The following is an 11,908-nucleotide window of genomic DNA, read 5'->3' on the forward strand; positions in this document are numbered from 1 at the left end:
GCGAAGAGGCCCCTGAATTTCACTTGGCCTCTGACCCTGCGCAGGTCAAGTCCAGTCCGTCAGATCGCGCTGGCCGCGATGTTGACCATCAGCGCCAGCAGCGCCGTGTTGAAAATGAAGGACGCCACGCCGTGGGCGGTGGCGGTGCGGCGGATGATCTTGTCGGTGATGCCGACATCGGAGACCTGGGCGGTCATGCCGATCACGAACGAGAAATAGACGAAATCCCAGTAGTCCGGTTCCGCCTCGTCGCCGGGGAACGCGAGGCCGCCGGCCTTCTGGCCGCGATAATATTCATGCGCGTAATGCAGCGCGAAGGTGGTGTGGATGGCGGCCCATGACAGCACGATCGTGGTTGTTGCGAGCAGCAGCTCAAAAGATCCGCGATGATCGGGGCCGAGTTCGGCGACGATCGCGCCCAGGGTTGCGAAAGCGGCGACGGCGGTGAGGATCAAAATGACAAAACGCCCGTCGTCCTGCAGGGCGGCGCGGTGGCGCATTTTCGTGGTGCCTGTGGTCATCACCGTGGTGAACGCCAGCAGCAGATAAATCGCCATCGCGATGTCCCAGGCGATCAGCAGCCGCGTGGCCAGCCGCAGCGAAACCGGCATCACGGCGAGTGCGATCAGTCCGATAAGGATGGAGGCGAAAAATCGCGGCCGCGCCAAAACAACGCGCAGCGGCAACGGCCGGCTGCGGAAGCGCTGCAGATGGCCGTCGAAGTTGTCGTCTCCGGCCATATGCGTGTCTCGCTTCCGCGGGGCGTTGGTCTCGATCTCAGGTCTTGCTCAGATCTCGCTCAGTTCTTGCGTTCGGCGACGAAGCGGGCGGCGGCGCGCAGCACGTCGGCCTTGGCGCCGAACGGGGCCAGCGCCTTGTCCGCGGTCGCGAGCAGGTCCTGCAGGCGCTGCTTCGCGCCGTCGAGGCCGAGTTGGGTGACGAAGGTCGCCTTGCCGAGTGCTGCGTCCTGGCCGGCCGGCTTGCCCAGCGCGGCGGCGTCACCTTCGACATCGAGCAGGTCGTCGGCGATCTGGAAGGCTTCGCCGAAGGCGCGGCCGTAGTCGTCCAGCGCCTTGTAGTTGGCCTCCGACGCCTTGCCGAGGATCGCGCCGGCCTGACAGCCGAAGCGCAGCAGCGCACCGGTTTTCATCTGCTGCAGCCGCGCGACATCCGGCTGCGCCTTGTCGCCGAAACGACCTTCGCCGGCGAGGTCGAGGATCTGGCCGCCGGCCATGCCGCCGACACCGGAGGCACGGGCCAGCGCTCGCGTCAGCTTCAGGCGCACATCGGCTTCGGGATGAATCTCGTCCCGGGTGGTGATGTCGAAGGCGATGGTCAGCAGTGCGTCACCGGCAAGGATCGCGGTGGCGTCGTCATAGACCTTGTGGGTGGTGGGACGGCCGCGGCGCAGGTCGCTGTTGTCCATCGCCGGCAGGTCGTCGTGGATCAGCGAGTAGCAGTGGATGCACTCCAGCGCCGCGCCGGCGAGCAGTGCACCGGCCGGCGGCACGTCGAACAGTGCCGCGCTCTCGACCACCAGGAACGGGCGCAGCCGCTTGCCGCCGTTGAGGCTGCCGTAACGCATGGACTCGATCAGCCGCTGCGGGCGGGCGATTTCATTCTCCAGCACCTCGTCTGAAAGCAGCTTGCCGAGCAGGGTTTCGATGTCGTCGGCGGTCTTGTCCAGGCGCTTGGCGAAGTCCTGCGGGCGGGGCGTCGATGTCATTCAAAAAAACTCCGGAAAAATATGCGCGACGATCGGTCATGGCGCCGGACCGTGATTCCCCCAACGACGGGGTCTGCCGCAACTGGAGCGCCGGATCGATCCGGGGTATCCATCAGCGGAAGTGTCGTCCGTCAGCGGGCTTAAGGAACCATCCAGTTTTGGAACCATTCCATACCGTTATTTCGGTGAGCCGGTAGCACAGCCATTGCGCCTTGTCCGCAGACTTCTTCTGATTTTGGTTATTGTGCTGGCACTGCCCTATGGGCTGGTGCTGCTCTACGGAGCCGGCCATCCGGTGTCGACCCTGATGCTCTGGCGCTGGGCGACCGGAGCCCCCGTATCGCGCACCTGGGTGGATCTGGACACCATTTCGGGGGCCTTGCCGCGCACCGTGATCGCCTCGGAGGACGCCAAATTCTGTACCCATCGCGGGGTCGACTGGAATGCCCTGCAGGACGTGATCGAGGACGCCCAGGAGGGCGAGGCGACCCGGGGTGGCTCCACCATCACCCAGCAGGTGGTCAAGAACCTGTTCCTCTGGCCGGGCCGCAGCGTCATCCGCAAGGGGCTGGAACTGCCGCTGGCGCTCTGGATCGAACTGGTGCTGCCCAAGCGCCGGATCCTTGAAATCTATCTCAATATCGCCGAATGGGGCCCCGCCGGCCAGTTTGGGGCTGAAGCGGGGGCAATTTACGCCTTCGGACGGTCGGCAGCGACGCTGTCGGCCCGGGAGGCGGCCCTGATGGCCGCGATTCTGCCCAATCCGGTGACCCGCAGCGCCCGCAATCCGGGGCCGGGGGTGCGCCGGCTGGCCGGCAAGTATGCCGCCAGGGCGCAGGCTTCTTGGGCGCAGCCCTGTTTGGGCCGGAACCGGGCCTCTTGAAGCGGATTTTTTAAGGAAAATCGAGGGTCGCAACCCCTAGATTTGGCCGCCCCCATCCTCTATAAGCCCGGCCTTAATCCGAATTTCGAGCGCGCGCGGCGTGCCGGCCCGTCCAGACCGGACGCGCGACGCCGACGTGATGATCACCTGAAGGATAACCGACATGGCCGTTCCCCGCAGAAAAACATCGCCCTCGCGGCGTGGCATGCGTCGCTCCGCCGACGCGCTGAAGACGCCGACCTATGCCGAGGACAAGGATTCCGGCGAACTGCGCCGTCCGCACCATCTCGACCTGAAGACCGGCATGTACAAGGGCCGCCAGGTCCTGAAGCCGAAGAAGGACGCCTGATCGGCGTTCCCTGCGCCGCGTTCGCGCGGCGCAAGGTCCAACGGCGTGGGGCACGGCGCAAGCCGAGGTGAGCGGGACACGCCGGACGAGTTTGCGTCCAAGCGCAAGACCAGACCCAAAACCAAGCCTTAGAAAGCCTCGCCGATGATGGTCGGTTTCCCGCTGCTGCTGATCCCGCTCGCGATCATCAACATCCTCGTCTTCCTGATGCCGGGGGTGTCGTTCACCGACGCCATCGTTAGCGTGCCGCTGCCTTCGCAGGCGGTGTGGAAGGTCACGTTCGGCGATGCGCTGATTGCGTTCAGCATGCTGCTGCTGCTGTTCGAGGTCATCAAGGCGGCGCGCCCGGGCGGCAAATACTTCACCGATCAGTTTCTGGCGCTGCTGATTTTCGCAGGCGCGGTGGCCGAGTTCGTGCTGCTGCCGCAGTTCGCGACCTCGGTGTTCTTCTTGCTCACGGTGCTGATGCTGGTGGATTTCCTCGCCGGCCTCTCGCTGCGCCTGCGCAGCGAAACCCGCCGTGCGGCCGCCGCCGCAAAGGCGGCCCGCAAGGCGCCGCCTCCAGCCGCAGCCGCGCCGCAAGAGCATGTCGAACCTGTAGTGCCGTCCGCCGTGCCGCCGATGGCCACCATCGAGCCGGCTCGTCCTGCACCCGCGCCCGCGGTGACCCCGTCGCCCCAGTTGCAGCCGGGCGCACCAACGATTCCGCCGCAGGATCTTCCGTCGCGCTGATGCGACGGCGCTGACCGCGGGCTCAGGCCACGCGCGCCTTGCCCACCGGGCGTGCCGGCTGCTTATTCTGATGCACCACCGACCGATAACTCATCTGTGCGTCCATCGAGCTCGCCCGGCACAGGGTGCGGGTCTGCGGCGCGTGGGTGGCGGTCGCGATCAGGTGGGCGACGAACGACAGGTCGGGGTGGGTTATCGCGAAGCCGGTCACGCGTGAACTGTCTCCGCCGGCAAGCGGCACCAGGGCACGGCTTGGCCGCGATTCGCCGATCTGGCTGTCGCTTTCGGCGTCATCCAGGATGATGTCTCGTTTTGGGACAGGGCTGTGCTCCATGGACCTGCCCTCGCAAGCCCCGTGCCGCCGTCCCGGCAACTCCCTACCTCCCGCACAGTTGTCGCGATTTTTAAGTTTTTTAGGAACTTGGCGTAGTCTCTGTATCGCCAGGAATGCGCGCCACGCTGCGAATCACCGCTCCGGAGTAATTGGGCAGCGGGAATACTTGGGCAGCGTCCCGAAATGAGGCGACTTTGAAACCAGCTGTTTCCCTGACCGCACGGTCTGTAACGCAGAGGACGGATGCCACCCCCGAGCCCGGTGCGGTGCTGCCAACCGCGGCGCCGGAGCCATCGGCCATTCTGGCGTCGCTTGGACAGGCGACCTTTACCTGGGACATCGCCAGCGATGTGATGGCCTGGAGCGGCAATGTCGCCGTCGTGTTCGAGGATCTGCCGCACGCGGCGCTCGCCAGCGGCAACGCGTTTGCAACATGCATCGAGCCGCTGCAGGATGTGCGCGCCCAAGCGGTCTTGAATTCCGGCAAGCTCGATCGTGGCGCCGGCGTGCAGTACCAGATCGAATACGGCGTGCGCGCCAAGGCGTCGGCCGAGGTGATCTGGATCGAGGAGACCGGCTGCTGGTTCGCCGGCCCCGACGGCAAGCCCGCGCGGGCACAGGGGCTGGTCCGCATCAACAACGAACGTCATGCCCGCGACCAGCAACTGCTTAGCCTGTCGCGGCACGATCCGCTGACCGGCGAGCTCAATCGCACCCAGCTGGTGGCGTCGCTGGCGGAGGCCGTCGAGGAGGCCGCGCGGTTTCGCGCGTCATTCGCCTTCCTGCTGCTCGGCATCGATCATCTCGCCCATATCAATGACGCCTTCGGCTTCGACGTCGCCGACCAGGTGATCGTGGAAATCGCCCAGCGGATTCGCGCACGGCTGCGCGGCGGCGACGTTCTGGCGCGGTTCTCCGGCAACAAGTTCGGCGTGATCCTGAAGAACTGCAGCAGCGACGAGATGGCGGTCGCATCCGAGCGCTTCCTCGCCGCGATCCGCAACGAGGTGGTGCCGACCCAGCCGGGGCCGGTGTCGCTGACAGCCTCGATCGGCGCGGTCAGTGTGCCGCGCCATGCCCGCTCCGCCGACGAGGCCATGGTGCGTGCCCAGGAAGCCCTCGACCGGGCCAAGGCGCGCCGGTCCGGCTCGTACCTCGCGTGGCGGCCCAATGTGGAGCGCGACGCGCAGCGCCGCGTCAACATCCGCGTCACCGACGAGATTGTCAGCGCGCTCAATGAGCGGCGGCTGGTGATGGCTTACGAGCCGGTGGTCGACGTGCGTTCGCGCGTCCCGGCGTTTCACGAATGCCTGGTTCGCATGAGGCAGGACGACGGTGAGCTGCTGCTCGCGCCGGATATCGTGCCGGTTGCCGAGAAGCTCGGCCTGATCCACCTGGTCGATCAGCGCGTGCTCGAGCTCGTGGTGGCGGAGCTCGCCGCCGCCCCGCAGATTCAGCTCAGCCTCAACATCTCCCCCGACACCACGATGGATCCGGACTGGTGGCTGCGGATCGAAATGCTGATGCGCGCCCATCCCGGCGTCGCCCAGCGACTGATCGTCGAGATCACCGAGACGGTGGCGATCCAGGACATCGACGACGTGCGTGGTTTCGTGACCCGGCTGAAGAACTTCGGCAGCCGGATCGCGATCGACGATTTCGGCGCCGGCAACACCTCGTTCCGCAACCTGCGCAAACTGGGTGTCGACCTGGTGAAGATCGACGGCGCCTTTGTGCAGAACATTGCGCGCTCCGCGGACGACCGGGCTTTCGTGCAGACATTGATCGACCTGGCGCGGCGGCTGGATATCAAGACCGTCGCCGAATGGGTGCAGGACGAAGAGTCCGCCACATTGCTGCGCGACTGGGGCTGCGATTACATCCAGGGCCGTCTGACCGGTCTTGCCTCGTCGGAGCGGCCCTGGGCCGTCGAGCCCCGCGCCGGGCTGCCGGCGGCGGGCTGACAAGCGCGGGGCCGGGCCACGCACAAAAAAATGCGCTCCCGTTTTCACAGGAGCGCATGACGGCGAAATCAGTCGTCAGCTGAAATCTATTCCTTGGTCGGCTCTTTCGACATGCGCTCGAGCCGGTCCTGCATATCCTTCATCTGCCGCTTCAAGTCGTCGATATCGTCGGCCTCGACCGGCGTCTCGGACGGCTCGGGCTCGGCCGTCGGCGGATCCTTGCGCAGCGATCCGATGCCGAACGGCTTGAACATCGCGAAGGTCCGCTCGAACAGCTCCATGTTGCGGCGGACCTGTTCTTCGAGCGGCGCGAACGGGCCGCTGCCGAAGGCGCTGGTCATCTGCTTGCGGAATTTTTCCTGCTCGCGGGTCAGCGAATCGATCGAGGCCTCGAGATATTTCGGCACCACCATCTGCATGCTGTCGCCATAAAAGCGAATCAGCTGCCTGAGGAAGGTGGTGGGCAACAGGTTCTGGCCCGCCTTGTTTTCCTGCTCAAAAATGATCTGGGCAAGTACGGACCGTGTGATGTCGTCGCCGGTCTTGGCGTCGTAGACAAGAAAATCTTCGCCTTCCTTCACCATGGCCGCGAGGTCTTCGAGCGTGACGTAAGTGCTGGTGCCGGTGTTATAGAGCCGTCGGTTGGCGTATTTCTTGATCGTGATGGGTGTTTCTGATTTCGCCATGGGTCTCCCGATCTGAGAGTAAGGGAACTCACCGGACCTTCCCCCGGAGGATGAGGTCATGCATCGCAACAAAGTAAGCATGTCCAGCAGCGCTCGGCTACCGTTTTGTGCAGCACAGTTAAGACTCTAGCACCCCTCGGGCGGCTTGGCGCGGCTGCGAAATCGGCTTGCGCACTGCAATGGCCGATTGACACGCCTGCCCGAGGTTAACAGGATATGAGCCGAGACCTCGCTCTGCCAGCCCGGCACGGGCCTGTGCCCGAAACGCAAAATCCAAGGAGATGTCCATGACCGACGATGTCGTCATCGTCAGCGCTGCACGCACCGCTGTTGGTTCGTTCAATGGCGCTTTCGCCAATACCCCCGCCCATGATCTCGGTGCCGCCGTCGTCAAGGCCGCGCTGGAGCGGGCCGGCGTGGAGCCGGGCCGGGTGTCCGAAGTCATCCTTGGGCAGATCCTGACCGCGGGGCAGGGCCAGAATCCGGCCCGTCAGGCCTCGATCAATGCCGGCATTCCGGTGGAAGCCCCGGCCTGGGGCGTCAATCAGCTGTGCGGTTCGGGACTGCGCGCCGTGGCGCTCGGCTATCAGGCGATTTTGAATGGCGATTCAGATATCGTGGTCGCCGGCGGCCAGGAGTCGATGAGCATGGCGCAACATGCCCAGCATTTGCGCGGTGGCGTAAAAATGGGCTCGCTCGACATCGTCGATACCATGATCAAGGACGGCCTGTGGGATGCGTTCAACGGCTACCACATGGGTAACACCGCCGAGAACGTCGCCAAGCAATACCAGATCACCCGCCAGCAGCAGGACGAGTTCGCCGTCGGCTCCCAGAACAAGGCGGAAGCGGCGCAGAAGGCCGGTCGCTTCAAGGACGAAATCATTCCCTTCATCATCAAGGGCCGCAAGGGCGACATCACCATCGACACCGATGAATTCCCCCGTCATGGCGCTACCATCGAAGCGATGGCCAAGCTGCGCGCCGCCTTCGAGAAGGACGGCACCGTGACCGCCGGCAATGCGTCGGGCATCAATGACGGCGCCGCCGCCCTGGTGCTGATGAGCGCCAAGCAGGCCGCCAAGGACGGCCGCACGCCGCTGGCCCGCATCGTGTCGTGGGGCCAGGCCGGCGTCGATCCGTCGATCATGGGCACCGGCCCGATCCCGGCGTCGCGCGCGGCGCTCAAGAAGGCCGGCTGGAAGGCCGATGACCTCGATCTGATCGAGGCCAACGAGGCGTTCGCGGCGCAGGCTTGCGCGGTCAACAAGGACCTCGGCTGGGATACCTCGAAGGTCAACGTCAATGGCGGCGCGATCTCGATCGGCCATCCGATCGGTGCATCGGGCGCGCGCGTGCTGGTGACCCTGCTGCACGAAATGCAGAAGCGGGATTCCAAGAAGGGCCTCGCCACCCTGTGCATCGGCGGCGGCATGGGCATCGCGCTCTGCGTGGAACGCTGATCTCTGACCACAGCGCACTGCAGCATTTTACAAACGAGTGCCCGGCCTTGTGCCGGGCATTTTCATTTCATGGTCAGGCGCGCGGCCCGAACTATGCCGACGGAGCGCTGGCGCGAAGCTCCAATTGATCGCCATTGAAAATGTGCAGCATTCCCGTGAATGCGGGATGGTCCGCCTCGACGACATAACGCACCGCACCTGCGCGGGTGGTGAACACCGCAACAATAAAGCCGGGATACTCATAGCCGGCGTGCTTCCGAACGGCGTCGCCAACGTTGAAAGCTTGTGTCGTCATATGTCTTGCTCCCTGCTGCGCTCGAATGATTTGCCCAAGGTGAGAGGGGTGAGCAGTCGGCGTCAAGGACTGCTTCATTTAAACTCGGACACGATCCAGGTTTGGTCTTGCAGTTCTCACAATTGGCTTGAATACTTCATCGACTTAAAAAATATCGCGAAGTCATTGAAGGAGGACCTGAGCATGGCACGTGTGGCGTTGGTGACGGGTGGGACGCGAGGAATTGGTGCTGCGATCAGCAAGGCACTCAAGGCCGCCGGCTGCAAGGTCGCGGCCAGCTATGCGGGCAATGACGAGGCGGCGAACAAGTTCAAGCATGAAACCCATATCCCGGTTTACAAATGGGATGTGGCGTCGTTCGAGGCCTGCTCCGAAGGTATCAAGAAGGTCGAAACCGACATTGGTCCGGTCGACATTCTGGTCAACAACGCCGGCATCACCCGCGACGGCCAGTTTCACAAGATGACACTCGAACAGTGGAATGCCGTCATCACCACCAATCTCGGCTCGCTGTTCAACATGACCCGTCCGGTGATCGAGGGCATGCGCGCGCGCAAGTTCGGCCGCATCATCAACATCTCTTCCATCAATGGCCAGAAGGGCCAGTTCGGCCAGGTGAATTATTCGGCGGCCAAGGCCGGCGACATCGGCTTCACCAAGGCGCTCGCGCTGGAGAATGCCCGCGCCGGCATCACCGTCAACGTGATCTGCCCCGGCTATATCAACACCGAGATGGTGCAGGCGGTGCCGAAGGACGTGCTCGAGAAAAGCATCCTGCCGATGATCCCGGTCAATCGCCTTGGCGAGCCCGAGGAAATCGCCCGCGCTGTGGCGTTCCTCGCCTCCGACGACGCCGGCTACATCACCGGCTCGACCCTCACCATCAATGGCGGGCAGTATCACGCCTGAGCTGATGGGTGAGCGGTAGTCCCTCATCCTGAGATTCTGACTCGGGACGATGGGAGGCGGCTCACCATATTCAGCGTCATCACCGGGCTTGACCCGGTGATCCAGCTTGAGCGCTCAATTGCATTGGGCTTCTATCAAGGAAAGCTGGATTGCCGGGTCAAGCCCGGCAATGACGGAGTGGGGATGATACGTCTCGCAAGCCCTAACCGCATTTCCAGTCAGGCTCTCAGGATGAGGAGCTATCTCATCGCGCGCTCTGCCATAACGATTTCATGACTCAGAATTCCGCAACCCTCGTCGGTCTCTCCGCCATCGTGATGTGGTCGCTGCTGGCGATGCTGACGGTGGCGACCGGACGCATCCCGGCCTTCCAGCTCGCCGCCATGACCTTCGCGATCGGCGCTTGTGTCGGGCCGCTGACATGGCTCTGGCGTCCGGGGGCCGCGCAGGCGTTGCGTCAGCCGCCATTCGTCTGGTTGGTCGGTGTCGGCGGATTGTTCGGTTATCACGCGCTGTATTTCCTGGCGCTGCGCTTTGCGCCGCCGGCCGAAGCGGGATTGCTGAACTATCTGTGGCCATTGCTGATCGTGTTGTTCTCGGCCTTCCTGCCCGGCGAGGCGCTCAAGTCCCATCATGTGATCGGCGCGCTGCTCGGACTTGTCGGTATGGTGCTGCTGGTGCTTGGCGGCAAGGGCGCGCAGTTCGGGCATATCGCGCCGGACTACATTCCGGGCTTTGCCGCGGCCTTTTGCGCGGCCTTCATCTGGGGTGGCTATTCGGTGATGTCGCGCCGGCTCAAAGCGGTGCCGACCGATGCGGTCGCCGGCTTCTGCCTGGCCACCGCGGTGCTCGCGGCGTTGTGCCATCTTGCGCTGGAGACCACCGTCTGGCCGCAGACAGCACTGCAGTGGGGGTGCATTATTGCGCTGGGCCTCGGTCCGGTGGGCGCTGCGTTCTATGCCTGGGACATCGGCATGAAACGTGGCGACATCCGCCTGCTCGGCGCGCTGTCCTACGCCACGCCGCTGCTGTCGACCGGATTTTTGATTCTTGCCGGCTTTGCCGAGCCGACGCCGGTGCTGGCGATCTCCGCGGTTCTGATTGCGGGCGGCGGCCTGATTGCCGCGCGCGACATGCTGAAGCGAAGCTAGCTTCAGACGTAGGATGGGTTGAGCGCAGCGAAACCCATCGTTCCGAGTCAGTCGATCAATGATGGGTTTCGCTGCGCTCTACCCATCCTACCGGCTGAATCTGTATCAGCTCTCCGGTACCCAGCCCGGCGGCGCGAGTTCGAAACCGGCGAAGTCAAATCCCGGCGCGACGGTGCAGCCGACCAGGGTCCAGTCGCCGACGCTTTCCGCGGCCTGCCAGGCGCCGGCGGGCACGACGATTTGCGGCACCTCGCCGGCCATCAGGTCCGGCCCCAGATGCAGCGTGCGCTGTCCGTGCTCATCGGCGATCTGCAAGGCGAGCGGGCTGCCGCTGTAGTAATGCCAGATCTCGGCGGCATCGACGCGGTGCCAGTGCGAGCGCTCGTCGCGCGCCAGCAGGAAATAAATCGCGGTGGACGCTGAGCGTCCGTGTGCGTCGGTGCGGGGATCGCGAAACACCTCGCGATAGTGGCCGCCTTCGGGATGCGGCGCGAGGTGCAGCAGTGCGATGATGTTTTCGGCGGTCGGACGGCCGGGCATTGGGATTTATGCTCTCAGGATTTGTTCTTGCGTTCGCGCAATTCGCCGAACACCTCGGCGGCGCTTTTGCCGGCCAGGCCAAGGCCTGCGGCGACAGCCGCATCATCGGCGCGGAGGAAGACGTTGGTCTTTTTCTCCTCGCCGATCCGTGTCGGGATCGTCGGCGTATTGGCGGCACGCTGCTGTGCGGCTTCCTCCGCGCGTGCTTTTAGCGCGGCGTTGTCCTTGTCGACGGTCAAGGCGAACTTGATGTTCGACAGCGTGTATTCGTGGCCGCAATAGATCCTGGTGTCGTCGGGCAGGGCGCGCAGCTTCTTGAGCGAGTCCCACATCATCGGGTAGGTGCCTTCGAACACCCGCCCGCAACCGATCGAAAACAGCGTGTCGGCGCAGAACACCGCGTGCTCGGCATCGAACACATAGGAGATGTGGTCGAGGGTGTGGCCCGGGGTTTCCAGTATCCGCGCGGACAAGGTGCCGACACTGACATGATCGCCTTCCTTGACCCGTTCGTCGACCTGCGCGATCGGCACCGCCTTGTCATGGGGCGCAACCACGCGGCAATTGTACTTGGCCTTCAGCTCGGCGATGCCGCCAACGTGATCGTGATGGTGGTGGGTGACCAGGATGTCGGTCAGCGTCCAGCCCTCGCGCTGCAGCGCCTTGACGATAGGGCCGGCTTCCGGCGCGTCGACCGAGGCGGTGGCGCCACTGACGGGGTCGTGGATCAGATAGCCGAAATTGTCCGAGAGGCAGGGGAAGATGCGGATGTCTGCGGACATGTGAACTCCATCGTCTTGCAGGCGAGTGCCGCGACGCTAGCACAGCCGCAAGGCGGGTTGAAACAAGCTGGGTTGAAATGCGGCGGGAGGCGAA

14 protein-coding genes are annotated in these 11,908 nt (G+C 64.2%); 7 read left to right on the plus strand and 7 right to left on the minus strand.

All coding sequences use genetic code 11. The features are described from left to right. Nucleotides 1-59: 59 nt before the first annotated feature. Both RS897_RS12150 and RS897_RS12155 read right to left on the minus strand, forming a co-directional pair. The gene (locus RS897_RS12150) at nucleotides 60-740 is read right to left on the minus strand and encodes a DUF1345 domain-containing protein (RefSeq protein ID WP_315836793.1); all 681 of its coding nucleotides are present in this window, start codon (nucleotides 738-740) and stop codon (nucleotides 60-62) included. Between the two features lie 59 nt (nucleotides 741-799). Beyond that, nucleotides 800-1,726 carry a polyprenyl synthetase family protein gene (locus RS897_RS12155; RefSeq protein WP_315836794.1) on the minus strand — a complete coding sequence of 309 codons (927 nt, stop codon included), beginning with the start codon at nucleotides 1,724-1,726 and terminating at the stop codon, nucleotides 800-802. Nucleotides 1,727-1,931: 205 nt separating this feature from the next. Between RS897_RS12155 and mtgA the strand changes: the two genes are divergently transcribed. The 3 genes from mtgA (at nucleotide 1,932) to RS897_RS12170 (ending at nucleotide 3,690) form a co-directional block, all read left to right on the plus strand. Next, complete coding sequence (gene mtgA, locus RS897_RS12160) at nucleotides 1,932-2,609, plus strand: monofunctional biosynthetic peptidoglycan transglycosylase (protein ID WP_315838611.1); 678 nt, start codon at nucleotides 1,932-1,934, stop codon at nucleotides 2,607-2,609. A 163-nt stretch (nucleotides 2,610-2,772) separates the two neighbouring features. After that, nucleotides 2,773-2,958 (plus strand): 50S ribosomal protein L32, encoded by a 186-nt coding sequence (rpmF, locus tag RS897_RS12165; protein WP_315836795.1) that lies wholly within the window; start codon nucleotides 2,773-2,775, stop codon nucleotides 2,956-2,958. Nucleotides 2,959-3,102: 144 nt separating this feature from the next. Beyond that, nucleotides 3,103-3,690: a hypothetical protein gene (locus tag RS897_RS12170; protein ID WP_315836796.1), complete on the plus strand. Its 588-nt coding sequence runs from the start codon at nucleotides 3,103-3,105 to the stop codon at nucleotides 3,688-3,690. A 22-nt stretch (nucleotides 3,691-3,712) separates the two neighbouring features. On the opposite strand, the gene RS897_RS12175 is transcribed toward RS897_RS12170, so the two are convergent. Then, on the minus strand, nucleotides 3,713-4,024 hold the full coding sequence (locus RS897_RS12175; RefSeq protein ID WP_315836797.1) for a hypothetical protein: 312 nt from the start codon (nucleotides 4,022-4,024) through the stop codon (nucleotides 3,713-3,715). Nucleotides 4,025-4,293: 269 nt separating this feature from the next. Between RS897_RS12175 and RS897_RS12180 the strand changes: the two genes are divergently transcribed. Then, complete coding sequence (locus tag RS897_RS12180; RefSeq protein ID WP_315838612.1) at nucleotides 4,294-5,988, plus strand: putative bifunctional diguanylate cyclase/phosphodiesterase; 1,695 nt, start codon at nucleotides 4,294-4,296, stop codon at nucleotides 5,986-5,988. Nucleotides 5,989-6,074: 86 nt separating this feature from the next. Here the strand turns inward: RS897_RS12180 and phaR are convergent, their stop codons facing one another. Beyond that, a complete protein-coding gene (gene phaR / locus RS897_RS12185; protein WP_315836798.1) occupies nucleotides 6,075-6,674 on the minus strand; it encodes a polyhydroxyalkanoate synthesis repressor PhaR in 600 nt (199 codons plus the stop codon). A 287-nt stretch (nucleotides 6,675-6,961) separates the two neighbouring features. On the opposite strand from phaR, the gene RS897_RS12190 reads away from it, so the two are divergent. Further along, nucleotides 6,962-8,137, plus strand: a complete 1,176-nt coding sequence (locus tag RS897_RS12190; RefSeq protein WP_315836799.1) for an acetyl-CoA C-acetyltransferase — start codon at nucleotides 6,962-6,964, stop codon at nucleotides 8,135-8,137. A 91-nt stretch (nucleotides 8,138-8,228) separates the two neighbouring features. Here RS897_RS12190 and RS897_RS12195 read toward each other — a convergent pair whose 3' ends face one another. Continuing rightward, nucleotides 8,229-8,432, minus strand: coding sequence for a hypothetical protein (locus RS897_RS12195; RefSeq protein ID WP_315836800.1), 204 nt, complete (start codon nucleotides 8,430-8,432; stop codon nucleotides 8,229-8,231). 183 nt (nucleotides 8,433-8,615) lie between these two features. Between RS897_RS12195 and phbB the strand changes: the two genes are divergently transcribed. Both phbB and yddG read left to right on the plus strand, forming a co-directional pair. After that, nucleotides 8,616-9,341 carry a beta-ketoacyl-ACP reductase gene (gene phbB / locus RS897_RS12200; protein WP_315836801.1) on the plus strand — a complete coding sequence of 242 codons (726 nt, stop codon included), beginning with the start codon at nucleotides 8,616-8,618 and terminating at the stop codon, nucleotides 9,339-9,341. Nucleotides 9,342-9,613: 272 nt separating this feature from the next. After that, on the plus strand, nucleotides 9,614-10,492 hold the full coding sequence (gene yddG, locus RS897_RS12205; RefSeq protein WP_315836802.1) for an aromatic amino acid exporter YddG: 879 nt from the start codon (nucleotides 9,614-9,616) through the stop codon (nucleotides 10,490-10,492). Between the two features lie 105 nt (nucleotides 10,493-10,597). Here yddG and RS897_RS12210 read toward each other — a convergent pair whose 3' ends face one another. Then, nucleotides 10,598-11,032: a cupin domain-containing protein gene (locus RS897_RS12210; RefSeq protein ID WP_315836803.1), complete on the minus strand. Its 435-nt coding sequence runs from the start codon at nucleotides 11,030-11,032 to the stop codon at nucleotides 10,598-10,600. A gap of 14 nt (nucleotides 11,033-11,046) precedes the next feature. Further along, nucleotides 11,047-11,814: a hydroxyacylglutathione hydrolase gene (gene gloB / locus RS897_RS12215; protein ID WP_315836804.1), complete on the minus strand. Its 768-nt coding sequence runs from the start codon at nucleotides 11,812-11,814 to the stop codon at nucleotides 11,047-11,049. Nucleotides 11,815-11,908 lie beyond the last annotated feature (94 nt).

It is taken from the genome of Bradyrhizobium prioriisuperbiae, assembly GCF_032397745.1.
Taxonomy (GTDB): domain Bacteria; phylum Pseudomonadota; class Alphaproteobacteria; order Rhizobiales; family Xanthobacteraceae; genus Bradyrhizobium_A; species Bradyrhizobium_A prioriisuperbiae.

Bases quoted from the DNA above. Each gene is read 5' to 3' on its own strand.
- RS897_RS12150 (WP_315836793.1), bottom strand. From the start codon at position 740: ATGGCCGGAGACGACAACTTCGACGGCCATCTGCAGCGCTTCCGCAGC.
- RS897_RS12155 (WP_315836794.1), bottom strand. From the start codon at position 1,726: ATGACATCGACGCCCCGCCCGCAGGACTTCGCCAAGCGCCTGGACAAG.
- rpmF (WP_315836795.1), top strand. From the start codon at position 2,773: ATGGCCGTTCCCCGCAGAAAAACATCGCCCTCGCGGCGTGGCATGCGT.
- RS897_RS12170 (WP_315836796.1), top strand. From the start codon at position 3,103: ATGATGGTCGGTTTCCCGCTGCTGCTGATCCCGCTCGCGATCATCAAC.
- RS897_RS12175 (WP_315836797.1), bottom strand. From the start codon at position 4,024: ATGGAGCACAGCCCTGTCCCAAAACGAGACATCATCCTGGATGACGCC.
- phaR (WP_315836798.1), bottom strand. From the start codon at position 6,674: ATGGCGAAATCAGAAACACCCATCACGATCAAGAAATACGCCAACCGA.
- RS897_RS12190 (WP_315836799.1), top strand. From the start codon at position 6,962: ATGACCGACGATGTCGTCATCGTCAGCGCTGCACGCACCGCTGTTGGT.
- RS897_RS12195 (WP_315836800.1), bottom strand. From the start codon at position 8,432: ATGACGACACAAGCTTTCAACGTTGGCGACGCCGTTCGGAAGCACGCC.
- phbB (WP_315836801.1), top strand. From the start codon at position 8,616: ATGGCACGTGTGGCGTTGGTGACGGGTGGGACGCGAGGAATTGGTGCT.
- yddG (WP_315836802.1), top strand. From the start codon at position 9,614: ATGACTCAGAATTCCGCAACCCTCGTCGGTCTCTCCGCCATCGTGATG.
- RS897_RS12210 (WP_315836803.1), bottom strand. From the start codon at position 11,032: ATGCCCGGCCGTCCGACCGCCGAAAACATCATCGCACTGCTGCACCTC.
- gloB (WP_315836804.1), bottom strand. From the start codon at position 11,814: ATGTCCGCAGACATCCGCATCTTCCCCTGCCTCTCGGACAATTTCGGC.